At 71.2% G+C, this 22,321-nt stretch carries 22 protein-coding genes and 1 pseudogene; 8 read left to right on the top strand and 15 right to left on the bottom strand.

Annotated features, from left to right (window positions below):
- The first annotated feature begins 4 nt into the window (after positions 1-4).
- The 3 genes from HNR10_RS20620 (at position 5) to HNR10_RS20610 (ending at position 3,655) form a co-directional block, all read left to right on the top strand.
- A complete protein-coding gene (locus HNR10_RS20620) occupies positions 5-463 on the top strand; it encodes a glycosyltransferase family 28 protein (RefSeq protein WP_179826047.1) in 459 nt (152 codons plus the stop codon).
- A complete protein-coding gene (locus tag HNR10_RS20615) occupies positions 460-2,028 on the top strand; it encodes a glycosyltransferase (protein ID WP_179826045.1) in 1,569 nt (522 codons plus the stop codon). Before HNR10_RS20620 ends, HNR10_RS20615 begins: the two co-directional genes overlap by 4 nt.
- Before the next feature lie 385 nt (positions 2,029-2,413).
- Positions 2,414-3,655 (top strand): alginate lyase family protein, encoded by a 1,242-nt coding sequence (locus HNR10_RS20610; protein ID WP_179826043.1) that lies wholly within the window; start codon positions 2,414-2,416, stop codon positions 3,653-3,655.
- 82 nt (positions 3,656-3,737) lie between these two features.
- On the opposite strand, the gene HNR10_RS20605 is transcribed toward HNR10_RS20610, so the two are convergent.
- The 8 genes and pseudogenes from HNR10_RS20605 to HNR10_RS32035 all read right to left on the bottom strand — a co-directional run.
- The gene (locus HNR10_RS20605; protein WP_179826041.1) at positions 3,738-4,052 is read right to left on the bottom strand and encodes a hypothetical protein; all 315 of its coding nucleotides are present in this window, start codon (positions 4,050-4,052) and stop codon (positions 3,738-3,740) included.
- 116 nt (positions 4,053-4,168) lie between these two features.
- Entirely contained in the window at positions 4,169-5,323 is a 1,155-nt protein-coding gene (locus tag HNR10_RS20600; protein ID WP_312889360.1) for a glycoside hydrolase family 26 protein, read from the bottom strand.
- A gap of 100 nt (positions 5,324-5,423) precedes the next feature.
- Complete coding sequence (locus HNR10_RS20595) at positions 5,424-6,314, bottom strand: sulfotransferase (protein WP_179829853.1); 891 nt, start codon at positions 6,312-6,314, stop codon at positions 5,424-5,426.
- Positions 6,315-6,871: 557 nt separating this feature from the next.
- The gene (gene cysN / locus HNR10_RS20590) at positions 6,872-8,140 is read right to left on the bottom strand and encodes a sulfate adenylyltransferase subunit CysN (RefSeq protein WP_179826039.1); all 1,269 of its coding nucleotides are present in this window, start codon (positions 8,138-8,140) and stop codon (positions 6,872-6,874) included.
- Between the two features lie 248 nt (positions 8,141-8,388).
- Positions 8,389-9,321, bottom strand: coding sequence for a sulfate adenylyltransferase subunit CysD (gene cysD / locus HNR10_RS20585; RefSeq protein ID WP_179826037.1), 933 nt, complete (start codon positions 9,319-9,321; stop codon positions 8,389-8,391).
- Positions 9,322-9,371: 50 nt separating this feature from the next.
- Positions 9,372-10,163 (bottom strand): 3'(2'),5'-bisphosphate nucleotidase CysQ, encoded by a 792-nt coding sequence (locus HNR10_RS20580; RefSeq protein WP_053615663.1) that lies wholly within the window; start codon positions 10,161-10,163, stop codon positions 9,372-9,374.
- Positions 10,164-10,166: 3 nt separating this feature from the next.
- A complete protein-coding gene (locus tag HNR10_RS20575) occupies positions 10,167-11,666 on the bottom strand; it encodes a sugar transferase (RefSeq protein ID WP_179826035.1) in 1,500 nt (499 codons plus the stop codon).
- 379 nt (positions 11,667-12,045) lie between these two features.
- A pseudogene (locus tag HNR10_RS32035) lies at positions 12,046-12,222 on the bottom strand (disulfide bond formation protein DsbA); the annotation flags it as partial.
- Positions 12,223-12,324: 102 nt separating this feature from the next.
- Between HNR10_RS32035 and HNR10_RS31340 the strand changes: the two are divergent.
- Positions 12,325-12,615 carry a TetR-like C-terminal domain-containing protein gene (locus HNR10_RS31340; protein ID WP_312889509.1) on the top strand — a complete coding sequence of 97 codons (291 nt, stop codon included), beginning with the start codon at positions 12,325-12,327 and terminating at the stop codon, positions 12,613-12,615.
- Positions 12,616-12,640: 25 nt separating this feature from the next.
- Here HNR10_RS31340 and pth read toward each other — a convergent pair whose 3' ends face one another.
- The 4 genes from pth to glmU all read right to left on the bottom strand — a co-directional run bounded on the left by pth (position 12,641) and on the right by glmU (position 16,737).
- On the bottom strand, positions 12,641-13,276 hold the full coding sequence (gene pth / locus HNR10_RS20565) for an aminoacyl-tRNA hydrolase (RefSeq protein WP_179826032.1): 636 nt from the start codon (positions 13,274-13,276) through the stop codon (positions 12,641-12,643).
- 83 nt (positions 13,277-13,359) lie between these two features.
- Entirely contained in the window at positions 13,360-13,953 is a 594-nt protein-coding gene (locus HNR10_RS20560) for a 50S ribosomal protein L25/general stress protein Ctc (RefSeq protein WP_179826030.1), read from the bottom strand.
- Positions 13,954-14,290: 337 nt separating this feature from the next.
- Positions 14,291-15,259 (bottom strand): ribose-phosphate diphosphokinase, encoded by a 969-nt coding sequence (locus HNR10_RS20555; protein WP_179826029.1) that lies wholly within the window; start codon positions 15,257-15,259, stop codon positions 14,291-14,293.
- Between the two features lie 17 nt (positions 15,260-15,276).
- A complete protein-coding gene (glmU, locus tag HNR10_RS20550; protein WP_179826027.1) occupies positions 15,277-16,737 on the bottom strand; it encodes a bifunctional UDP-N-acetylglucosamine diphosphorylase/glucosamine-1-phosphate N-acetyltransferase GlmU in 1,461 nt (486 codons plus the stop codon).
- An 803-nt stretch (positions 16,738-17,540) separates the two neighbouring features.
- On the opposite strand from glmU, the gene HNR10_RS20545 reads away from it, so the two are divergent.
- The 4 genes from HNR10_RS20545 to HNR10_RS20530 all read left to right on the top strand — a co-directional run bounded on the left by HNR10_RS20545 (position 17,541) and on the right by HNR10_RS20530 (position 20,856).
- Positions 17,541-18,500, top strand: coding sequence for an acyl-CoA desaturase (locus tag HNR10_RS20545; protein WP_179826024.1), 960 nt, complete (start codon positions 17,541-17,543; stop codon positions 18,498-18,500).
- 14 nt (positions 18,501-18,514) lie between these two features.
- The gene (locus tag HNR10_RS20540; RefSeq protein WP_179826022.1) at positions 18,515-19,171 is read left to right on the top strand and encodes a TetR/AcrR family transcriptional regulator; all 657 of its coding nucleotides are present in this window, start codon (positions 18,515-18,517) and stop codon (positions 19,169-19,171) included.
- Positions 19,172-19,251: 80 nt separating this feature from the next.
- On the top strand, positions 19,252-19,761 hold the full coding sequence (locus tag HNR10_RS20535; protein ID WP_179826020.1) for a MarR family winged helix-turn-helix transcriptional regulator: 510 nt from the start codon (positions 19,252-19,254) through the stop codon (positions 19,759-19,761).
- 81 nt (positions 19,762-19,842) lie between these two features.
- Complete coding sequence (locus HNR10_RS20530; protein WP_312889358.1) at positions 19,843-20,856, top strand: GDSL-type esterase/lipase family protein; 1,014 nt, start codon at positions 19,843-19,845, stop codon at positions 20,854-20,856.
- A gap of 59 nt (positions 20,857-20,915) precedes the next feature.
- Here HNR10_RS20530 and HNR10_RS20525 read toward each other — a convergent pair whose 3' ends face one another.
- The 3 genes from HNR10_RS20525 to HNR10_RS20515 all read right to left on the bottom strand — a co-directional run bounded on the left by HNR10_RS20525 (position 20,916) and on the right by HNR10_RS20515 (position 22,261).
- On the bottom strand, positions 20,916-21,323 hold the full coding sequence (locus HNR10_RS20525) for a DMT family transporter (RefSeq protein ID WP_179826019.1): 408 nt from the start codon (positions 21,321-21,323) through the stop codon (positions 20,916-20,918).
- A gap of 51 nt (positions 21,324-21,374) precedes the next feature.
- Positions 21,375-21,695: a DMT family transporter gene (locus HNR10_RS20520; protein ID WP_179826017.1), complete on the bottom strand. Its 321-nt coding sequence runs from the start codon at positions 21,693-21,695 to the stop codon at positions 21,375-21,377.
- A 116-nt stretch (positions 21,696-21,811) separates the two neighbouring features.
- Positions 21,812-22,261, bottom strand: coding sequence for a MarR family winged helix-turn-helix transcriptional regulator (locus tag HNR10_RS20515; RefSeq protein ID WP_179826015.1), 450 nt, complete (start codon positions 22,259-22,261; stop codon positions 21,812-21,814).
- Positions 22,262-22,321: the final 60 nt, after the last annotated feature.

The raw sequence follows: 22,321 nt of genomic DNA, 5'->3' as shown, positions 1-22,321 counted from the left end.
CGATATGTTCGATCGACCGGTTCTCCTGGTGGCGTCCAGCGGGGGCCATCTCGCCCAGCTGTGCTCGCTCCGTCCCTGGTGGCGGGACAGGAAGCGTGTGTGGGTGACCTTCCGCACTCCGGACGCCGAGTCCGCGCTGGACGGCGAGGAGGTGCGCTGGGCCCACCACCCCACCACCCGCCACATCGGCAACCTGCTCCGCAACACCTGGCTGGCGCTGCGGGTCCTGCACCGGCTCCGGCCGTGCGCGGTGGTCACCACCGGCGCCGGGGTGGCCCTGCCGTTCTTCGTGCTGGCCTGGGTGCTGCGGATCCCGACGGTCTACATCGAGGTCTACGACCGCATCGACACCCCCACCCTCACCGCCCGTCTGTGCCGCCCCTTCACCCGGCTGTCCCTCGCCCAGTGGGAGGAGCAGCGCTCGTTCATGCCCAGCGCCATCACGGTAGGACCGCTCCTGTGACCGAACAGACCACGACCGAGGTTCAGACGCCCGACGACAGCGACCACCCCGACGTGGTGGTGAGCCTGGGGACGGACCACCACTCGTTCGACCGCCTGGTGCGGTGGATGGACGACTACGCCCGCCGCCACCGCGACCTGCGCGTACTCGTCCAGCACGGGCACAGCACGGCACCGAGGAAGGCCGACGGGACACCGTTCCTGCCCGGCGAGGACCTGGGCGAGCTGATGCGCCGTGCGCGCGTCGTGGTCACCCACGGCGGGCCGGGGACCATCCTCCAGGCGCGCGGGACCGGCCACCTGCCGATCGTGGTCCCCCGGGACCCCGAGCTGGACGAGCACGTGGACGACCACCAGCTCCTGTTCGTGCAGCGCCTGGAGGACACCGAGCGGGTGCGCTCGTGCACCACCCCGCAGCAGCTCGCCGGGTTCATCGACCGGGCGCTGGCCTCCCCGGAGGAGTTCCGCGTGAACGAGGACCGCGAGGACGGCCCCGAGCGGGCCGCCCTGCGCGCGGGCGCCCTCATCGACCTGCTGACCGCTCCCGCCGGCGCCGCGTCCTCCCCCGGGCCGGGCGCCGCCGAGGACACGGACACCGCCGGGCCGGGCGCCGCAGGAAGCGCGGACACCGCGGCGGAGGGTCCCGCCGGCGCCCGGACGTGGCCGGACGTGACCGTGGTCGTGCCCACCCGTGACCGCCCCGAACTGCTGCGCCGCACTTTGGAGGCCGTGCACGACCAGGACTACCCGGGCCGCATCACCACGATCGTGGTGTTCGACAACGACCAGCCCGACCCCGCGCTGGCCCGCGACGGGGGCGAGCGGCCGGTGCGGGTGGTCACGAACTCGATGACGCCGGGGCTGGCGGGCGCCCGCAACACGGGCGTACTGGCCGCCGACACCGACCTGGTGGCCTTCTGCGACGACGACGACACCTGGCTGCCCGGCAAGCTCACCGCCCAGGTCGAGGTCATGCTGGCCGAGCCCGACACCGAGATGGTGTGCTGCGGCATCCGGGTGGTCTACGACCGCGTCCAGGCGGAGCGGGTGCTGGACCGCACCAGCGTCACGTTCGCGGACCTGCTGCGGTCGCGTCTGACCGAGCTGCACCCGTCCACGTTCCTCATCCGCCGCCGGGCGATGATCGACGGCTGCGGGACCGTCAGCGAGGAGATCCCCGGCAGCTACGCCGAGGACTACGAGCTGCTGCTGCGCCTGGCCAGGCGGGCGCCCATCCGCAACATCCCCGAACCGGGCGTGCGGGTCCTGTGGCACCGCCGCTCCTACTTCTCCGGGCGCTGGCAGACCATCGCGACCGCGCTGCGCTGGTTGCTGGAGCGCTACCCCGAGTTCCGGCTCGTCCCGCGCGGCTACGCGCGCGTGAGCGGGCAGATCGCCTTCGCGGAGGCCTCGGCGGGCCGCAGGGGCGCGGCGCTGCGGTGGATCGGCCGGACGCTGTGGCGCCGGCCCGCGGAGGGGCGCGCGGCGCTGGCCCTGCTGGTCGTGTGCGGGGTGCCGCCCGCGTGGATCCTGCGCCTCCTGCACCTGCGCGGCAAGGGCGTCTAGGAAGGGGCGTGGCGGGCGTCCGTCGACAGTGCGCCGCTCCCGAACGACGGCACCACCCGCGACGTCCGTAGACTCCGGGGTGAGCGGGCCGCGGGGCCGCTCGGCCCCGCGGCCCGGACGTGTCTCCGGAGCACGCGGAGGGCCGCCGCGGCACTTCCCACACCGGATTTGCGTTATCCGACGGCCGCGCCACGTCGACCTGCGGCGACCCTCCCCCCACCCTCGACAGGGCCCTGAACAGCGACTCCACGCCCTCCGACCGGATGAGTAGCGTGTCCGCCAGGGCACGCACCGGCGGTTCCCCGCTCCGTCGCCGTGGACCCCCACCCCGGCGACGCGACCGGTGCGCCCACCCCACGTCACCCCCATGTGAGAGGGCGGACCCATGACCGCACCCCTGGACACCCCGACGAGCAGGCGCACCCTGCTCACCGCGACCACGGCCACCGCCGCGGTCGGCGGCCTCGCCGCCGCCGGGTGCGCCCCGGCGCCGGCGGCCGAGACCCAGAGCTCGACGGACTCCGACGCCCCGACGGACTTCGTCCACCCCGGGCTGCTGCACACCGAGGAGGACTTCACCCGGATGGCCGCGGTCGTGGCCGACGGCGCCGAACCCTGGGCGTCGGGCTGGGAACGGCTGACAGACAACGGGCGCTCGCAGTCCACCTGGACGCCGCGCCCGCTGGCCACGGTCGTCCGGGGCGGCGAGGGCACGAACGTCGGCCAGTTCTACACGGACGTCCACGCCGCCTACCAGAACGCGCTGCGCTGGAGGGTCGGCGGCGACGAGGCGCACGCCGAGGCCGCGCGCGACATCATCAACGCCTGGTCGGCGGAGCTGACCGAGGTGACCGGCAACGCGGACCGCTACCTGGCCGCGGGCCTCTACGGCTACCAGCTCGCCAACGCGGCGGAGATCGTCCGCGACTACGACGGCTTCGACCTGGGCCGCTGCCAGGAGATGCTGCTCACCGTCTTCTACCCGCTCAACGACCGGTTCCTGCGCGAGCACAACGACGCCTGCGTCAGCAACTACTGGGCCAACTGGGACCTGTGCACCATGGCCGCGATCATGTCCACGGGCATCCTGTGCGACGAACGGGCCATGTTCGACCAGGCCGTCGACTACTTCAAGGAGGGCGGGGGCAACGGGGCGATCGGCAACGCCGTCCCGCACTTGCACGACGGCGGGCTGGGGCAGTGGCAGGAGAGCGGGCGCGACCAGGCGCACTCGATCCTGGGCATCGGGCTGATGGCCACGGTCTGCGAGACGGCGTGGAGCCAGGGCGTGGACCTCTACGGCTACGACGACAACCGCTTCATGAAGGGCTGCGAGTACGTGGCCAGGTACAACCTGGGCGAGGACGTGCCCTACACCCCCTACGAGTGGGAGACCGGGCAGAACTGCGACTACCGCGTCCAGGAGGCGATCTCCGAGCAGGCACGCGGCCAGGTCCGGCCCGTGTGGGAGATGGTCTACAACCACTACGCGGTCCGCCGGTGCCTGGAGGTGCCGAACGTCGCGGCCATCGCGGAGGCGCGCGCCGAAGGCGGGGGCGGCGACTACGGGTTCGGCGGCGGCGGGTTCGACGCCCTCGGCTTCGGAACGCTGGCCTACACACTCTGACCGGCCGGCCACGGCCACGGCCACGAACGACGGCGCCCGCCCCCGTGCGATGGGGCGGGCGCCGTCGTCACCGGAACCGGTCCTAGCCCTCCCACAGGCCTCCGCAGCTCGGGAGCGCCTCGCCGTCCGCGGTGTCCGGCGCCCCGTCCCCCGCCGTGTCCTCGGTGCCCTCTCCGTCCTGCGCGGGGCTCTCCTCCTCGGAGGCGGCGGGGCTCCCGCCCGCGCCCGAGGTCACCGGAGCACCGGCTCCCTCCGGTTCGGCGGCCGCCACCTGGTCGGTTCCGGCCGCGGAGTCCGCGGGGTCCTGGCCCCCGCACGCGGAGACCGCGAGCGCCGCGGTGATCGCCAGCCCCACGGCGGCGGGCCGCACCGCGGGTCGGCCACGGAGGTTCCTCAAGCTCTGCATCGTCGTCCCTCTTCGTCGTCGGCGTCCGGATCGGCGCCGTTCGGACAGGAGACGTCGCTCGGGCACCGGGATAACGACAAAGCCCGCACTTCCGCGGAGAACAGGACCTAGTCGTGGTCGCCGACGCCCTGGTCCCGGCCGTGGGCGTACTCGGCCAGGCGCCGGACGCGGTCGGGCAGGTTCACGTAGGGGTCCCGCCCGGCCATCTCGAAGCCCTGGCGCGCGAAGCGGTTGGCGCCGATCCGGAAGTCGCACCCCGAAGAGACCTTGTTGTCCCAGACCTTGACCGCCCGGACCCGCTCGTACTCGCGCAGGACCCGGGGGATGTCGGCGTACCAGCGCAGCGTCTCCCGGGGGCCGATGTCGGTGGTGCCCATCTCGCCGATCATGACCGGCTTGTCGGGGTCGATGCCGTGCCGCGGCCCCTCCCGCTGGATCCACTCGTAGGCGGGGGCGAGCGCCTCCTCGAAGGAGTCCACCCCGTCCCAGTGCGGCATGGTGTCGCAGTGGGTCATGTTGTACGCCTCCCAGCTGATCCAGTCGACGTAGTCGTTGCCGGGCCACAGCCCCGGGAGGCGGTCGAGGTTGCCCTCCCAGCCCGTCACGTTCCACACCCAGATGGCGTTGTCCGCGCCCTCCCGGCGGTACAGGTCCACGATGTGCCGCCAGCTGCGGACGAACTCCTCGGGCGTGCCGCGGTTGTTGTAGCGCTGGTTGCCGTCGGCCTCGTGGTCGAAGGTGACGAAGTAGGGAACGCCCAGCTCGGCGATGCCCCGGGCCTGGGCGCGCAGGCTGTCGTCGAACCGCCCGGCGATGATGTCGGCGTAGTCGATGGCGGGGTGGCCCTGGCGTTCGAAGCGCCGTGCCTCGATGTTGGTGTGCACGAAGCGGCCCTCGGCGACCATGCGGCGCTCGCGTTCGCCCGGCACGTGGGCCTGGTCGATGCCGCGCCAGGTGTAGACGATGTCCATGTCGCGGCCGACGGCGGACTCCAGCGGCTCGACGTCGTCCCGGTAGGGGCTGGCGCCCCACCAGACACCGCAGCTGGGCTCCAGGATGTCCGAGACCGTGCACGCGAGTTCGGCCGGCATGCCCAGGAACGAGGCGGTGGGTGGGGCGGACCGGTGCACCGGCCGCTCGTCGGGCCCGGTCGCGCTCTCGGGTCCGGTCGCGCTCTCGGGTGCGTCGCCCACACCCGTCACCGTCAGTGCGACCGCCAGTGCGCCCGCCGCCGCCATGCCCCGTACCGGTCCCCTGTCCACGGTCCACGCCCCCCGAGTGAGATTCGACAACGCAGAGTACTCAGTCAATCACCAAAGGTTCGTTTGGGTGTCGTGCGACATACCACCGGCATTCCGGACATCAGTATCCGTAGCGCCGGAGCGAGGGGCAGGTCACGGCGCTGACCAGGTGCCGCCGCCAGGGCGCGAGGTCCCGGCGCCACCCGTGGTCGGCCCGCACGCCCACGGGGCCGTCCGCGAACCGCATGGGATTGCCCGACACCGCGTGGCCGCGCGAGAGCCGCACACCGTCGGGGCCCAGGTCGAGCGGGCGCCCGGCGTGCCCCGCGAACGCCGCCACCCGGCCGAACTCCGCTTCCGGGTCGGCCACGAAGTCCTCGTAGCGCACCCGCAGCGTCGGCGTTCCCCGCCGGGCCAGGGCGTCCAGCGCCGCGTTCTGCGCCAGCCACTGGACCGCCGACCGGCCCGCGGAGTAGCGGGCCATCTCCGGCTCGCTGCTGTCGGGAGAGGCGTCCGGACGGGCGACGCGCTTGCTCCAGGAGTGGGCGACCGCGCGGGGGTCGCGCACGATGTGCAGCAGGTGGAGGCTGGAGCCGTAGCGGCGGCGCAGACACGCGGCGAGCGAGGCGTGCTTGCTGGCGTCCACGACGACGTGCGCGCCGCTGACCAGGCACACGGCCGAGTACAGCCGGTGGTACAGCTCGGTGTAGCGGTCGGCGCGCGCCGCCAGCACCCCGTCGCGCCCGATGCTGAGCAGGGCGGGCAGGTAGCGGGTCCGGTCGACGCCGTCCTTGAGCCGCAGTACCTCGCGCACGTCCAGCCGGTCCCAGCCGCCGAACGCCTCCTTGCCCACGTCGCCCCAGAAGCCGCAGTCGGCGAACGGGCGCCCGCAGCCGCAGCGCTCGTTCTCCAGCAGCCCGCGCCGCCACAGGTGCACGACCTCACCGATCGCGACGAAGCCCGGGAGCTCCCCGAGCAGGCGTTCGATCAGGGTCGAGCCGGAGCGGCCCATCCCGCCCACGAAGACCAGACGATAGTCATCCACCCGGCCAGGGTATGACCTACCGTTACGCCGTGCACACGAAATGCCACAACCGGTGCCGACTCTGACACGGCGACGGCCCCGGACCTGGGTTCCCCCCAGCCCGGGGCCGCTCGCGCGGGTCACGCTCGGGCGTCACGTGGCGTGCTGTGGACGCGCGGGGACTCCACAGCCGCCCGCGTCACAGGCCCTGGACGCTGAGCAGTCGGTTGACCGTGCCCGACGGCACACCGCCGACCTTGTCCCGTCCCGCGTTGTCGACGAGCCAGGCCCGTGCTCCCAGCCGCCCTCGCAAGCTCGGACGCGGGGCGCTTCACGCCGGGTCCTTCGTCGTCGCTACTGCCTGTCCCGCCCGTCGCCCGCCACCACCCTCAACGGACGCCTCCGGCGCAGTCCTGTCCCCGGCTCGCAGGCGGCAGAGACTCCTCCTGCAGGCACCGGCACGCCCCTCGCTGGTGCCCTCTGCGCCCTCGCAAGCTCGGACGCGGGGCGCCGTACGCCCCGGTCGGCCTCGTCGGCCCGGAAGCCTAGTCGGCCTTGACGACCATGCCGGCGCCGACGGTCACGTTGGTGGCCTCGTCGATGAGGATGAAGCCGCCGGTCTGCCGGTTCTTGCAGTACTCGTCCACGAAGAGCGGCTGGGTCGCGCGCAGCCGCACCCGGCCGATCTCGTTGAGCGCCAGGTGGTCGGCCTGCTCGTCGCGGTGCAGTGTGTTGACGTCCAGCCGGTAGCGCAGGTCCTTGACCATGACCTTGGCGGTCCGGCTCGTGTGCTTGATGATGAGCTTGGAGCGCGGCGTGAGCTTGCGCGCGTCCGTCATCCAGCAGACCATCGCCTCCAGGTCCTGCGAGACCGCCGGCGAGTTGTTGGGCCGGCTGATCATGTCGCCCCGGGAGATGTCGATCTCGTCCTCCAGCAGGAGGGTGACCGACATCGGCGAGTAGGCCTCGGCGATCTCGCCGTCCGCGGTGAGGATCTTGGCGATGCGCGTGGTGAGGCCGGACGGGAGGTGGACGACCTCGTCGCCGGGCTTGAGCACGCCGCCCGCCATCTGGCCCGCGTAGCCGCGGTAGTCGTGCAGCTCGGGGTCGGCGGACTTCTGCGGCCGGATGACGTACTGCACCGGGAAGCGCGCGTCGATCAGGTTGCGGTCCGAGGCGATGTGCACGTTCTCCAGGTGGTGCAGCAGCGAGGGCCCGGAGTACCAGGGCATGTTCTCCGACTGGCTCACCACGTTGTCGCCGTGCAGCGCGGAGATCGGGACGAAGGTGAGGTCCGGCACGTCGAGCTTGGTCGCGAAGTCGGCGAACTCGGCCTTGATCTCCTCGAAGCGGTCCTGGGAGTAGTCCACCAGGTCCATCTTGTTCACCGCCAGCACCAGGTGCGGCACCTGGAGCAGCGTGGTGAGGAAGGCGTGGCGGCGGCTCTGCTCCTGGAGGCCCTTGCGGGCGTCCACCAGGATGATCGCCAGGTCCGAGGTGGAGGCGCCGGTGACCATGTTCCGGGTGTACTGGATGTGCCCGGGGGTGTCGGCGATGATGAAGGTGCGCTTGGGGGTGGCGAAGTAGCGGTAGGCCACGTCGATGGTGATGCCCTGCTCGCGCTCGGCGCGCAGGCCGTCGGTGAGCAGCGCCAGGTTGGTCTGCTCCTCGCCGCGCGCCGTGCTGGTGCGCTCCACCGCGTCGAGCTGGTCCTCGAAGATCGACTTGGAGTCGAACAGCAGTCGGCCGATCAGGGTGCTCTTGCCGTCGTCGACGGATCCCGCCGTCGCGAACCGCAGAATGTCGTTGTTCATGCTTGCCTGGTCCCTGGAGAAGAGGTTCGTGCGCCCGGAGCGCCGGGATGCGAGTCGTGGGCGGGGCTCGGAGGTACGCGGGGGCTAGGGCGTGTTCGGTGGATGCTGCCCGTCGCGAGCGGCGCATCCAGTGGTGCTCTCCCAAGGCCGAAGAAGGAGTCAGCCTGGTTTGGCTGTCGACTGATGAGAACGCAGCGAGAGTGCCGCTGGGGCGCCGTGCAGCAGGGTGAGTATCCGCCGAACATGCCCTAGAAGTAGCCCTCGCGCTTGCGGTCCTCCATGGCCGCCTCGCTGGCCCGGTCGTCGGCCCTGGTCTGTCCGCGCTCGGTGATCCGGGTCGCGGCGATCTCGGCGATGATGTCGTCCAACTCCACCGCCGTGGACTTGACGGCACCCGTGCAGGTGAGGTCGCCGACGGTGCGGTAGCGCACGGTCTCGGTGAACACCGTCTCGGTCTCGTCGCGCTGGATGAGCGGCGAGTCGGAGAGCAGGATGCCGTCCCGCTCGAAGACCCGGCGCTCGTGGGCGAAGTAGATGGAGGGCAGTTCCAGGCGCTCGCGGCGGATGTAGTTCCACACGTCGAGCTCGGTCCAGTTGGAGATCGGGAAGACCCGGATGTGCTCGCCCCGGTTGATCCGGGTGTTGAACACGCTCCACAGCTCGGGCCGCTGGTTCTTGGGGTCCCACTGGCCGAACTCGTCCCGGAAGGAGAAGACGCGCTCCTTGGCGCGGGCCTTCTCCTCGTCGCGGCGGGCCCCGCCGAAGGCGGCGTCGAAGCCGTTGTCCTCGATCGCCTCCAGCAGCGCGGAGGTCTGCAGGCGGTTGCGGCTGGCCCACCGGCCGGTGGGCTCGCTGACCTTGCCCGCGTCGATCTGCTCCTGGACCGAGGCCACGACCAGGCGGACCCCGGCCTGGGCCACCCGGCGGTCGCGGAACTCGATGACTTCCTCGAAGTTGTGGCCGGTGTCCACGTGCATCACGGGGAAGGGGACGGCCCCGGGCCAGAAGGCCTTCTCGGCCAGGCGGAGCATCACGATGGAGTCCTTGCCGCCGGAGAAGAGCAGCACGGGCCGCTCGAACTCCGCGGCCACCTCGCGCATGATGAAGATCGCTTCGGCCTCGAGAACGTCCAGCTGGGAAAGCTGGTACCGCCCGGGTGCCTGCTGACTCGCCTGACCCATGAATCCGCCTTAGTAATCCTGTCACGGCCGACGGCGGAGGGGTCCTTCGCTCAGCCCCCCGCGTGCGGACCGGCGCTGTCCAGGTCCGCGCCGTCGCGGATGCTTGCCAACAACATACCCGACAATTCCGATCGACATACAAGGACATCGGGGAGTAGCGGATCGGCTACGTTGTAGCGCAGCGGTGAGCCGTCGATGCGCGAGGTGTGCAGGCCGGCGGCCCGCGCGACCGCGACCGGGGCGGCGCTGTCCCATTCGTACTGGCCCCCGGCGTGGACGTAGATGTCGGCTATGCCGAGCATCACAGCGCAGATCTTGGCGCCCGCCGACCCCATCGGGACCACCTCGGCCCCGAGTTGGGTCGCCATCCGCTGCACGAACGCGGGCGGACGGGTCCGGCTGGCGGTGATGCGCAGCCGCTGGCCGGCCGGGCGCTCCTCGGGCAGCCAGGGCGGGTCGACCGTGGACACCGTGCTCCCCTGGGCCGGCAGGGCCACGGCACCGGCGACGAGGTCGCCGTTCTCCCACAGCGCCACGTGCACGGCCCAGTCGGTGCGGCCGGGCTCGGAGAACTCGCGCGTCCCGTCCAGCGGGTCGATGATCCACACCCGCCGCGCGCTCAGGCGGGCGGGATCGTCGGCGCCCTCCTCGGAGAGCACCGCGTCGCTGGGGCGCAACCGCCCCAGGGCGGAGAAGAGGAACTCGTGCGAGGTCCGGTCCCCCAGCGTGCGCAGGACCTCGGGCTCGGCGAAGCCGTGCCGGGCGCGCAGGCGCAGCAGCAGCTGACCCGCCTCGCTCGCCAGGTCGCGGGCCACCTCATGATCGTCTCGGATGCTCTTCACCGGCTAGTATGCTCCCGCCCCACGGATCACCGCTGACCACGTCTTCCACAGGATCTGGATGTCCAACGTCAGCGACCAGTTTTCCACGTACCGCAGATCGAGGCGGACCGATTCCTCCCATGAGAGGTCGGATCGGCCGCTGACCTGCCAGAGGCCCGTCAACCCCGGTTTGACCACCAGCCTGCGGCGGACGTCGTGCCCGTACTGGGCGACCTCCTCCGGCAGCGGCGGCCGAGGGCCGACGAGCGACATCTCCCCTCGTACCACGTTGATGAGCTGGGGAAGCTCGTCCAGCGAGTACCGGCGCAGCCATGCCCCCACGGGGGTGACCCTGGGATCGCGACGCATCTTGAACAGCACACCGTCGTGCTCGTTGCGGGGCGTGAGCATCGCCTTCAACGCCTCGGCCCCGACCACCATGGTACGAAACTTGTAAACCGTGAACTCGACCCCGCCCCTGCCGACGCGCGTCTGGGTGAACAGCGCCGGTCCGCCGCCCTCCGACCGGATGAGCACGCACAGCACCAGCAGCAGCGGCGACAGCAGGATCAGGGCCAGCGCGGCGGCCGACCGGTCGAAGACGCTCTTGAGCACGCGGCGCGCCCCGGTGAGCTCGGGGTGCTCCACGTGCAGCAGCGGCAGGCCGGCCACGGGGCGGATGGACGTGCGCGGACCGGCGACCTCCATGAGGGCGGAGGCGACGATGAGGTCGGTGCCGCTCTTCTCCAGCCGCCAGGCCAGCCGGCGCAGTTCGGCTCCGTCCATCTCGGGGCAGGCGAGCACGGCGACGGTGTCGGCTCCGACCAGGGCGGCCGCGTCCGCGGCGTCGGTGAAGGAGCCCAGGACCGGGCAGCCCTCGACCTCGTCGGGCGCGTGCCCGCCGAGGGACTCGCTCGCGGGCAGGCACACGCCCACGACCCGCATGCCGTGGTAGATCTCGCCCCGGAAGCGCCGGATGAGGTCGCGGGCGGCGACCCGGTAGCCGACGACCACGACCCCGCTCATGCACTCGCCCGAGCGCCGACGCCGGTGCAGGGCCTTGCGGCGCGCGTAGCGCAGGGCCAGGCTCACCAGGACGATGAGGGGCAGGGCGACCAGGGCGTAGCCCCGGGCCAGGTCGAACTTGACGGCGTAGGCGCCGATCGCGACGGCGGACGCGAGCAGGGCACCGGAGACGGCGACCCGCCGGTACTCCTCGGTCCCCACGCCCAGGAAGCGCCGCGCGTAGCCGCCGCCGAGGTAGACGAACACCACCCAGACGGGCGGCAGCAGGAGGGAGAGGTGGAAGTAGGGCGTCGTGGTCGCCGCGCCCAGGGAGTCGTGGAAGCGGGCCGCGGTGCCCGCCGCGGTCGCGGTGAGGGCGGCGACGAGGTCGAGCACGACCAGGCTCGCGACGTAGGAGCGCGTCCAGCCCCTCGGGCGCGCCCGCCGCGCGCCGTCGAAGCCCGCGGTGATCGGCGCCGGCTGTACCCGGTCGGCCTGCACCCCGCTGGTTGTGACCACGGATCCCTCCAGGAGAACTGACGATGACGGTTGTCTCACTGTGCGTGACCACCCTCGGCATGGCAGGAGTCGACGCGGAGGGCGGGAGCGGGGCGCCGCCTCGAACACGGAGGGCCGACGCACCGTACAGTAACCAAAAGTAGTGGATAAGTCGCGCACTGTGTCGGCTTGTTGGGCAACCCGACCCCGGCCCCGGCGGACTGTGTCCGGAACGAGACCGGACCGAAACCCGGGTCAGTCGTACTCGGGCGCCATCGCCGAGGCCAGGCGCAGGTGGGGCGCCGGCCCGGCCCCCCTCGCCGCGCCTCCGGAGCACACTGCCCATCAGCCGGTGGGCGTAGGCGTCCCCGGGTTCCTGGGCCAGCAGCCGCGCCAGTGTGCGCTCGGCCCGGCCGAGCTGGGCCGACCGCGCGTAGCACCGAGCCGCCAGGCGGAGCACGTTCCGGTCCGTGCCGTGCTCCTCCAGGAGGGGTCCGAGCAGGTCGAGCGCGCCGAGCGCGTCGCCGGAGACCAGCAGCGACTCCGCCTGGCGCAGGCGTTCGACCTCTCCTGGCACCTGGGCCGCCCCGCGCTCAGCCGGGTCCGCGACCGGGACGCTTCATCGGGGACGGGGCCGTCCTCGGCGGACCAGGTCCGCGACCTGCCCCCGGAGCCGCTGGTGGACCTGTTCGAGCACGTGGCCGAACACGCGGTGCTGTACCGGCGGATGCTCTCCGAGCAGGGCAGTGCCCGCTTCGCCCACATGCTCCGCGACCGCCTCACCGAGGTCCTGGCCGCCCGCTTCGCCCAGGGCGCGCGGCCCTCCGGGTTCGACGACGTACCCGCGCGCCTGCACGCCGCCTATGTGGCGGGGGCGCTGGTGGGGGTAGTCTCCGACACCGTGCTCGCGGGTGGGACGCGAACGCCGCGGGACACGGCCGCGGCCACGTGGCGGCTCCTGCGGGGGTGAGGCCCGGACCGACGGCCCGGCCGGTTCAAGCGGCGGTGTGGAAGATGTTCTGCGCCCGGTCGAGCCCGTCGGTGAGGACGGTGCGCACCGCGTCGGCGGCGCGCTCGACGTTGAGGTCGAGTTCTCCCCGCTCCGAAGAGGAGAAGTCCCGGAGCACGAAGGCGGCGGCGTCCATCCGCCCCGGCGGGCGGCCCACGCCGAAGCGCACGCGCACGTAGTCCGGGCCGTTCAGGGACGCCGTCAGCGACTTGAGCCCGTTGTGGCCGCCGGAGCCGCCGCCGCGCTTGAGCTTGAGCGCGCCGAAGTCGATGTCGAGCTCGTCGTGGACGACGATGATCCGCTCGACGGGGATCTTGTAGAAGGCGCTCAGCGCCGCCGCCGGGCCGCCGGAGAGGTTCATGTACGTCCGCGGCTTGGCCAGCACCACCGGCGTGCCGTCGAGCCGGGTCTCCACGACCTCGGCCCGGGCCTTGTGGGACTTCCAGCGCTCGTTCCCGGCTCGCGCCAGCGCGTCGACCACCATGAAGCCCGCGTTGTGCCGGTTCGCCGCGTATGTGGGGCCGGGGTTGCCCAGCCCGACGACCAGCCACCGCTCGGTCTCAGCCATGTCCTCGTTCTTCCTGACGCCCGACCCGTTCGACCCACGCCACCAGCTCCACATACGGCCGACCCTATCGGCCACACGACGAACGCGCGGCCCCCGTGGGGACCGCGCGCTCGCGTTGCAACGGTGGAGCCCTTCGCCTACTCGGCGGCGGACTCGCCCTCGGTGCTCTCCTCGCCCTCGGCGGGCTCCTCCTCCACGCGCGGCGCGGAGACGGTGAGCAGCAGCGAGTCGGGGTCGGTGACCAGCGTGGTGCCCTCGGGCAGCTTCAGCTCGGAGGCGGTCGGGTTGGCACCCACCTCCAGGCCCTCGACGCTGAACTCCACACCCTCGGGGATGTGGGTGGCCTCGGCCTCGACGGTCACGGTGACGAGCTCCTGGTTGAGCACACCCGGTGCCTTGACCTCACCGGTCAGGGTCACGTTGATCTCGACCTCGACCTTCTCGCCCTTGGACACGACCAGCAGGTCGACGTGCTCAAGGAAGCCCTTGATGGCGTCGCGCTGCACGCTCTTGGGAAGGGCGAGGTTGTCCTTGTCCAGGCCGTCCAGACGAATCAGGACGTTGGGGGTCTTCAGGGCGAGCATGAGATCGTGGCCCGGCAGGTTCAGGTGGCGGGGCTCGGTGCCGTGGCCGTAGAGGACGGCCGGCACCTTACCCGCGCGGCGAGCGCGACGGGAGGCGCCCTTGCCGAATTCCGTGCGGGGCTCGGCAGCGATACGTACCTCGGACACGACAAAACTCCTCGGGTTCAACCCCGCAGCACGGGGAACACGACTCCAGTAGTACGAACGATTCCCGCCCTCGGCGGGGAAGCGGCGGGGTCACCCCACAAGCAGGGGACGCGACCGCGCTGGTTCCAGGCGTGCCCGGCGAGCCGCCACCGGACCCGTCCGGCCCGGGAACGCTCGTCGCGCACCCCTGCCCGTTTTGCCACACGCAGCCCGCAAGGGCTCCGTCTGGGCACGGGGACACTCGGTCAAGTCTACTGGTTCTGCGGACGACTCCGAACACCTTCGCGCCGCTCCCCGGCGGGATCCTCCGGGGGCCGTCGGAGAGCGGCGCGACCGGCTACTCGAACAGGCTGGTGACCGAGCCGTCCGTGAAGACCTCGCTGATGGCACGGGCCACCAGGGGTGCGATCGACAACTGCGTCAGCTTGGCGAACGAGCGCTCCTCGGGCACGGGCAGCGAGTTGGTGATGACCACCTCGGAGATGCGCGAGTCCTGCAGGCGCTGCGCGGCCGGGCCGGACAGCACGCCGTGCGTGGCGGCGACGAGGACCTTCGCCGCGCCCTGCTCGAAGAGCGCGTCGGCGGCCTTGACGATGGTGCCGCCGGTGTCGATCATGTCGTCGACCAGCACGCAGGTGCGGCCCTTGACCTGGCCGACGACCTCGTGCACCTTCACCTGGTTGGCGACGTCCGGGTCACGGCGCTTGTGGATGATCGCCAGGGGCGCGCCCAGGCGGTCCGCCCACTTGTCGGCGGTGCGCACGCGGCCGGCGTCCGGGGAGACGACGGTGATCTCGGACAGGTCGACCCGGCTCGCGATGTGGTCGGCCAGGATCGGCAGCGCGAACAGGTGGTCGACCGGGCCGTCGAAGAAGCCCTGGATCTGGTCCGTGTGCAGGTCGACGGCCATCATCCGGTCCGCCCCGGCCGTGCGGAACAGGTCGGTCATCAGGCGCGCCGAGATGGGCTCGCGCCCGCGGTGCTTCTTGTCCTGGCGGGCGTAGCCGAAGAACGGCGTGACCACGGTGATGCGCTTGGCGGAGGCCCGCTTGAGCGCGTCCACCATGATCAGCTGCTCCATGATGGCCTCGTTGATCGGATCCGCGTGGCACTGGATCACGAAGGCGTCGCTGCCGCGCACCGACTCCAGGTAGCGGACGAAGATCTCACCGTTGGCGAAGGTGTCGAACCGCGTGGGGACCACGTCGATCCCCATCTCCTTCGCTACCTCGTCGGCCAGCGCGGGGTGCGTACGCCCCGAGAAGAGCATCATCTGTTTCTGGCCGGTGGCCTTCATGCCGCTCACGTGTTTCTCCCCCACAGTCACTGCTCGTTGTCGGCTCTGTGCCGCTCGGCCCGCTCCGCCGCCTCCGCGGCCGCCGTACCCGGGCGCTTGCGCCGGGTCCAGCCCTCGACGTTGCGCTGGCGGTTCCCCTCGGAGACCGCCAGGGCACCGGGCGGGACGTCGTCCCGGATCACGGTTCCGGCCCCGGAGTAGGCACCGTCGCCCACGTGCACCGGCGCGACGAAGGTGTTGTCGCTGCCGAGCCGCACGTGGTCGCCGATGACGCTCCGATGCTTGTCGACCCCGTCGTAGTTGACGAACACCGAGGAGCAGCCGATGTTGCTGCCCACACCGATGTCCGCGTCGCCGACGTAGGTCAGGTGCGGAACCTTGGATCCGGCGCCGATGTTCGAGTTCTTGACCTCGACGAAGGCGCCGGCCTTGGCCCGCTCGGCCAGGCGGGTGCCCGGCCGGAGGTAGGTGTAGGGGCCGACGGTGGCCCCGGGGCCGATCTCCGCCCCGTCCGCGGTGGTCTCGCGCACGCGCGCGCCCTCGCCCACCACCGTGTCCTCCAGGGTGGCGCCGGGGCCCACGTGGGCGTCCTCACCGATGACGGTGGTGCCGAGCAGGCGGCAGTTGGGCTCGATCACCGCGTCGCGGCCGATGCGCACCTGCGCGTCCACCCAGGTCGTGGCGGGGTCCACGACCGTGACGCCGGAGCGCATGTGCTCGCGCAGCAGGCGCTCGTTCAGGACGCGCCGGGCCTCGGCCAGCTGGACGCGGTCGTTGACGCCCTGGACCTCCTGCCAGTCCTCGGCGGCCCAGGCTCCCACGCGGTGGCCGTCGCCGCGCAGCAGCGCGACCGCGTCGGTGATGTACTCCTCGCCCTTGGCGTTGTCCGTGGACAGCCGCTGGACGACGGAGGAGAGCAGGGCGCCGTCGAAGGCGTACATGCCGGAGTTGATCTCGTCGATCTCGCGCTGCTCGGGGGCCGCGTCGGCGTGTTCGACGATGCGGGTGAAGGAGCCGTGTTCGTCGCGCACGATGCGCCCGTAGCCGTGGGGGTCGGGCACGCGCGCGGAGAGCACCGTGACGGCGTTGCCCTCGCTCTCGTGCTCGGCGACCAGCCCGGCCAGCGTCTCGGCGCGCAGAAGAGGGGTGTCGCCGCAGGTGAGGATCACGGTCTCGGTGAGCTTCACGCCCTGCGAGGCGAGGTCCTCCACGGCCATGCGCACGGCGTGGCCGGTGCCGTTCTGTTCGTCCTGGACCGCGGTGAGGGCTTCGGGAGCGGCCTGCGCCAGGTGCTCGCGGACCTGCTCCCGGGCGTGGCCGACGACGACCACGGAGTACTGGGGTGACAGGTCACGGGCGGCGGAGAGCACGTGTCCGAGCATGCTTCGGCCGTTGATCTCGTGGAGGACCTTGGGAAGCTTGGACTTCATTCGGGTGCCCTCGCCCGCCGCGAGGACGATGACGGCAGCCGGGCGGTTCACGCTCACTGAAGGGGACCCCTCGTGATAGCTGGCGATTGCACTGTCGGCTCACCCTGCGGCGGCGCGCCACGCGCGGCGCGCGGGCGGCCGTCGGATGATCCAGCGGCCGACATGGGAAGGATACATGTGGGTCACCTGCGTTTTTTCTGGCGCCCTCGCAGGCTCGGCCGCGCACTCGGGGCGCTGGAGGCCAGTGTTCTTCGGCCGAGTTCGTGCCGGCCCCCGCAAGCTCGGTTCGGCTACGCCCTCGGCCTGCGGAACACTGGCGCGCCCCGAGCCAACCCCCCATCGGACCCGCGGGCAGGACGCTCTACGAGGGGGTCATCGTGGCGAGGGACACACATGGGGCCGCGCGAAGTGGTGAGAGACAGGCCACCCCGGTGACGGGACCCCAGGGGGTCTATCCGGGCCAAAGCGAGGAACGAGCGGAGGCCCAAAGAAAGCACGGCGAGGGCGCCGACGCGTCCTGGAGGGCCTGGAGGTGTGTCCGTGAGGAACGAGCGGGCACACCAGAAGGCGCGAAGGACGCGTCTACAAGGCGCCCGAGCTCCCGGACCAGGGCTCGAACCTGGACGATGGGGACCAAAACCCCACATGCTGCCGATTACATCATCCGGGACGGCGGGGCGCCGGTCGTGCGCCCTGTCGGCCGCCACCAACATAGCGCCTCCGCGAGGGGGCTTGCCAAACCTACGGCTACGTAGGTTACGGTTACGTAGGAATAGGTTGGGCTGTCGCGGCGGGTGTACGCATCCTCGGGCGCCGTCCTGACCGAGACGACGTTCCAGTGACGCGAGGTGTTGGAGACCATGACCGCAGCTCCTGAGGTACCGACCGCTTCCCCCCGGAAGCGCGAGGTCATCCCCGAGTACGAACCCGAAGTGAGGGGCAAGGCCGAGCGCTACACGGTCTTCGCGTTCGTGTTCATCCCGCTGATCGCGCTGCTCGCGGCGGTCCCCTTCTTCTGGGGCTGGGGCCTGTCCTGGACCGACATCGCCATCGGCACGGCCTTCTACCTGGTCAGCGGGCTGGGCATCACGGTCGGCTTCCACCGGCACTTCACGCACGGCTCGTTCAAGGCCAACCGCCCGCTGCGCATCGCGCTGGCGATCGCCGGCAGCATGGCCATCGAGGGCAGCGTCATCAAGTGGGTGGCCGACCACCGCCGCCACCACAAGTACGCCGACGCCGAGGGCGACCCGCACTCGCCCTGGCGCTTCGGCGACGACTGGAAGTCGGTGGCCAAGGGCCTCTACTACGCCCACATGGCGTGGATGTACCTGGACGAGAAGAAGACCTCGCCGCGCCGGTTCACCCCCGACCTGCTCAAGGACAAGGACGTCGTCCTCGTCGACAAGCTCTTCCTGCCGGTCGTCCTCTTCTCGCTGGGCGCGCCCGCGCTCATCGGCGGCCTGGTCACCATGTCCTGGTGGGGCGCGGTCACCGCGTTCTTCTGGGCCAGCCTGGTCCGCGTCGCGCTGCTGCACCACGTCACCTGGTCGATCAACTCCATCTGCCACACCATCGGCGAGGAGAACTTCGAGGTCCGCGACCGCTCCCGCAACGTGTGGTGGCTGGCCATCCCGTCCTTCGGCGAGTCCTGGCACAACCTGCACCACGCGGACCCGACCTGCGCCCGCCACGGTGTGCTCAAGGGCCAGATCGACATCTCCGCCCGCGTCATCTGGGCGTTCGAGAAGTTCGGCTGGGCCACCAAGGTCCGCTGGCCCAACAAGGAACGGCTCGCCGCCAAGCGGGTCAGCGTCTAGGATCTGAAGCCATCATGGGAGCAGTCGACAGCGATCAGAGGACCCGTGTGCGCCGTAAGCGCATGACGGGCAAGGAGCGTCGGCAACAGCTTGTGGAGATCGGCCGGGAGCTGTTCGCCGAACGCGGGTTCGACGCGACCTCCGTGGAGGAGATCGCGGCACGGGCGGGCGTGTCCAAGCCCGTGGTCTATGAGCACTTCGGTGGCAAGGAGGGTATCTACGCCGTCGTCGTGGACCGGGAGATGCGCACGCTCCTGGACATGATGGGCGAGGCCCTCACCGCCGACAACGCGCGCACGAAGATCGAGAAGGCGGCCCTGGCGCTGCTGCGGTACGTGGAGGAGAACACGGTGGGGTTCCGGGTCCTGACCCGTGACTCGCACGTGGCCTCCGCCACCGGGAGCTTCGCCAGCCTGCTCAACGACATCGCCAGCCAGGTCGAGCACATCATGGTCGACGAGTTCGCCGACCGCGGCTACGACCCCGCACTGGCCCCCATGTACGCGCAGGCCCTGGTGGGTATGTGGGCCCTGACGGGACAGTGGTGGCTGGAGGTGCGCCGGCCCAAGCGCGAGGTGGTCGCCGCGCATCTGGTGAACCTGGCCTGGAACGGCCTGTCGAGCCTGGAGGCGCGGCCGAAGCTGCAGACCAGGGGACGCGGAACGGACTGAGTCACCGGAGTCGGTGACGGCGGGGGCGGTACTCCTGGTACCGCCCCCGCTATCTTGATGTCAAGAGATATGCTGGGCCCATGCGCGATGAGGTGGATGGGCTGATCGAGGCGTGGCGCTCCCAACGCCCGGATGTGGACGTGTCACCGCTGGAGGTGTTCAGCCGGGTGTCCCGGCTCGCACGCCACCTGGACCGCGCCCGCCGCACGGTGTTCACCGAGCACTCGCTGGAGACGTGGGAGTTCGACGTCCTGGCCGAGCTGCGCCGCTCCGGTCCCCCGTACGAGCTCAGCCCCGGCCGCCTGCTCCGGGCCACCCTGGTGACCTCCGGGACGATGACCAACCGGGTGGACCGCCTGGCCGCCGCGGGCCTGGTCCGGCGCCGCCCGGACCCGGCCGACAAGCGCGGCGTGCTGGTCCGCCTCACCGACCAGGGCGCCGAGCGGATCGACGCCGCCCTGGCCTCGCTCGTGCGGTACGAGGAGTCGCTGCTGGCGCCGATGCCGGCCGACGAGCGCGAACAGCTGGCATCGTTACTGAGATGCCTTCTCGCGCCACTCGACAGGGGCCCGGGGGATCCACAAGACTAGTTACTCGGCGGTATCCGTCTCTCTCACCGGGACCCGCTGTCTGGGCGCGAACCACATTCCAGGCCTTGGTTGGAGAACACAGTGAGAATCCGGTGGATCGCGGCACTGGCCGCGGCGGCCGTTGCCATGACGGGCTGCGGCGGCGACGGCGGCGACTCGGCCGACGAGCGGGCCGGGACGGAGCCGAGCTACTACCTCTCCCTGGGCGACTCGTTGACCGTGGGTGTGCAGCCCGACGCGAACGGGCGGCCCGAGATGACCTCCGACGGGTACACCGACGTCCTGTACCGGAACCTGTACGACGCCGACTCCACGCTCGACCACGAGCGCATGGGCTGCGGCGGCGAGGACACCACGAGCTTCATCGAGGGCGGTCTCGCCCACTGCGACGAGCAGTACGACGGCACCTCGCAGCTGGAGGCCGCCGAGGCCTTCCTGTCCGACAACGCGGGCCGGGTCGACCTGGTCACCCTCACCATCGGCGGGAACAACTTCACCGGCTGCGTGAGCGACCTGGAGAGCGCGGACGGGCCCTCCCTGGACACCGCGTGCGTCGAGGACGGCCTTGAGCGCATCGACACGGAGATCCCGGTCATCGCGAGCCGCCTGCGCGCGGCCGCCGGCCCGGACACCCAGATCATCGCGATGACCTACTACAACCCGTTCCTGGCCGCGCTGCTGCTGGAGGACGGCGGGGCCGACGACGCGGAGGCGGAGGACGCCGAGTCGGCCGACGGCCCCGAGGACGCGTCCGAGGACGGTGACGCCGAGGGCGCGGACGGGTCGGGCGAGGCCGACGACGCCGAGGCCGGAGAGCCCGACCTCGTGGAGTACGCCACGAGTGTCCTGGAGGAGATGAACGAGTCGCTGCGGTCGTCCTACGCGGCGCAGGACATCGAGGTCGCCGACGTCGAGGCGACCTTCGACTCCACGAACTTCGAGGTTCCCGAGGACAGCGGCACCGGCATGCCGGCCAACGTGCAGGCCGTCTGCGACCTGACGTGGATGTGCAACACCGACCGCGGTCCGGACATCCACACCAACCAGGCGGGTGCCCAGGAGATCGCGGCGACCTTCGAGGACCTCGTCCAGTAGCCGCGGACACGGCCGGGACGGCCCGCGCGGGCCGTCCCGGCCGTCCTTCTCCGTCGGCCTCAGCCGGCCGTGGCCGTCTCGGGGGCCGGCTCAGTGCGGTCCGCGAGCTTGAGCCAGACGACACCGCCGATGATGAGGACGAGCCAGAGGCCCTTGAGCGGGGTGAGCGTCTCGTCGAAGAAGACAGGGCCGAGCACCGCGGCGCCGACGGCTCCGATGCCGGCCCAGACCGCGTAGCCGATACCGACGTCGATCCTCCGGAGGGCCACGCTGAGGCTGACCAGGGTGAGCAGGAAGAAGACCACGGCGGAGGCCGACCAGCCGAGCACGGTGAAGCCCTCGCTGCCGCCGACGCTGAGGGCGTAGCCGACTTCGAACACCCCGGCCAGCAGGAGCACGAGCCAGGCCCCGGCACTGCCGGTCTCGACGGAGGGGTTGGAGGAGGTGGAGGCGGTGGAAGCGGTCATGGCGCGTTTCGTCCTTCGGTGTGGGGTGGTGGGTGATGGGTGGTCGAGGGGTCAGGCCGTGCCGCTGAGCTGCAGGCCGACCACGCCGACGATGACGGCGAGGATGCCGAGCAGCTTCCTCCAGTCGAGCCGCTGTCCGAGGAAGAGGGCGCCGACGACGACGATGCCGACGCCCGCGACGGAGGTCCAGATGGCGTAGCCGGCCCCGACGTCGAAGGTGAGCAGGGCCAGGCTGAGGAAGAACGTCGCGATCCCGCCGCTGGCGAGGGTGGCGACGGACCACCACAGTCGGGTGAAGCCTCGGGCGTTGCTCGCGGACAGTGCGACCGCGACCTCGAAGATCACGGCGATACCCAGGTAGAGCCAGCTCATGGTGATTCCTCCGTGTGTTCAGTACGTGTGGTTGGTGCGTGTGGTTCGTGGAAGTAATTGCATGTACATGCATTTACTAGACCATGGGCCTGCCGCTCCGGCCGCCCCACCGCGGATCAGGGACCGACGAGGTCGCCGATCGCGGCGAACGCGGACCGCAGCCGAGCCGGGTCCAGGTGCGGATCATGGACCCGCGCGTCGCGCAGGAGTTCCAGCAGCCGCTCCTCGTAGGGAGCGCGGACCTCCTGGAGCAGCGTCCGGCCCCGCTCGGTGATGACCGCGTAGACACCGCGGCCGTCGTCCGGACAGACGTCCCGCACGGTCAGGTCCTTCGACTCCAGGCGCGAGACGAGCCGGGTCACGGAGCTCTGGTTCAGCCCGACCTTCTGGGCGAGGTCGTTCACCCTCAGCTCCCGGTCGGGGGCCTGGGCGAGGTGGGCGATCGCCCGGTACTCCGTCAGGCCGATGCCGTAGCGCTCCGTCAGCCACTTGCCCAGGCTCGCGTCCACCGCGGAGGCGAAGGTGGCGATCCGCGCCCACTCGGCACCCGTGTCACCCGCCGTCATCGTTCACTCCGACAATCTAGTTGCATGTGCATGCATTTAAAGTAGCACGAGTCGCCCCGC

It is taken from the genome of Nocardiopsis aegyptia (genome assembly GCF_013410755.1).
Lineage (GTDB): Bacteria > Actinomycetota > Actinomycetes > Streptosporangiales > Streptosporangiaceae > Nocardiopsis > Nocardiopsis aegyptia.
Note: the sequence above shows the minus strand (reverse complement) of the source record. Positions and strands in the feature narration are given on the sequence as shown.

What these genes read in the sequence shown, in the direction of transcription:
- HNR10_RS20620 (WP_179826047.1), top strand. Translation starts at nt 5, where the DNA reads ATGTTCGATCGACCGGTTCTCCTGGTGGCGTCCAGCGGGGGCCATCTC.
- HNR10_RS20610 (WP_179826043.1), top strand. Translation starts at nt 2,414, where the DNA reads ATGACCGCACCCCTGGACACCCCGACGAGCAGGCGCACCCTGCTCACC.
- HNR10_RS20595 (WP_179829853.1), bottom strand. Translation starts at nt 6,314, where the DNA reads ATGGGCCGCTCCGGCTCGACCCTGATCGAACGCCTGCTCGGGGAGCTC.
- cysN (WP_179826039.1), bottom strand. Translation starts at nt 8,140, where the DNA reads ATGAACAACGACATTCTGCGGTTCGCGACGGCGGGATCCGTCGACGAC.
- cysD (WP_179826037.1), bottom strand. Translation starts at nt 9,321, where the DNA reads ATGGGTCAGGCGAGTCAGCAGGCACCCGGGCGGTACCAGCTTTCCCAG.
- pth (WP_179826032.1), bottom strand. Translation starts at nt 13,276, where the DNA reads ATGTGGAGCTGGTGGCGTGGGTCGAACGGGTCGGGCGTCAGGAAGAAC.
- HNR10_RS20545 (WP_179826024.1), top strand. Translation starts at nt 17,541, where the DNA reads ATGACCGCAGCTCCTGAGGTACCGACCGCTTCCCCCCGGAAGCGCGAG.
- HNR10_RS20540 (WP_179826022.1), top strand. Translation starts at nt 18,515, where the DNA reads ATGGGAGCAGTCGACAGCGATCAGAGGACCCGTGTGCGCCGTAAGCGC.
- HNR10_RS20535 (WP_179826020.1), top strand. Translation starts at nt 19,252, where the DNA reads ATGCGCGATGAGGTGGATGGGCTGATCGAGGCGTGGCGCTCCCAACGC.
- HNR10_RS20525 (WP_179826019.1), bottom strand. Translation starts at nt 21,323, where the DNA reads ATGACCGCTTCCACCGCCTCCACCTCCTCCAACCCCTCCGTCGAGACC.
- HNR10_RS20520 (WP_179826017.1), bottom strand. Translation starts at nt 21,695, where the DNA reads ATGAGCTGGCTCTACCTGGGTATCGCCGTGATCTTCGAGGTCGCGGTC.
- HNR10_RS20515 (WP_179826015.1), bottom strand. Translation starts at nt 22,261, where the DNA reads ATGACGGCGGGTGACACGGGTGCCGAGTGGGCGCGGATCGCCACCTTC.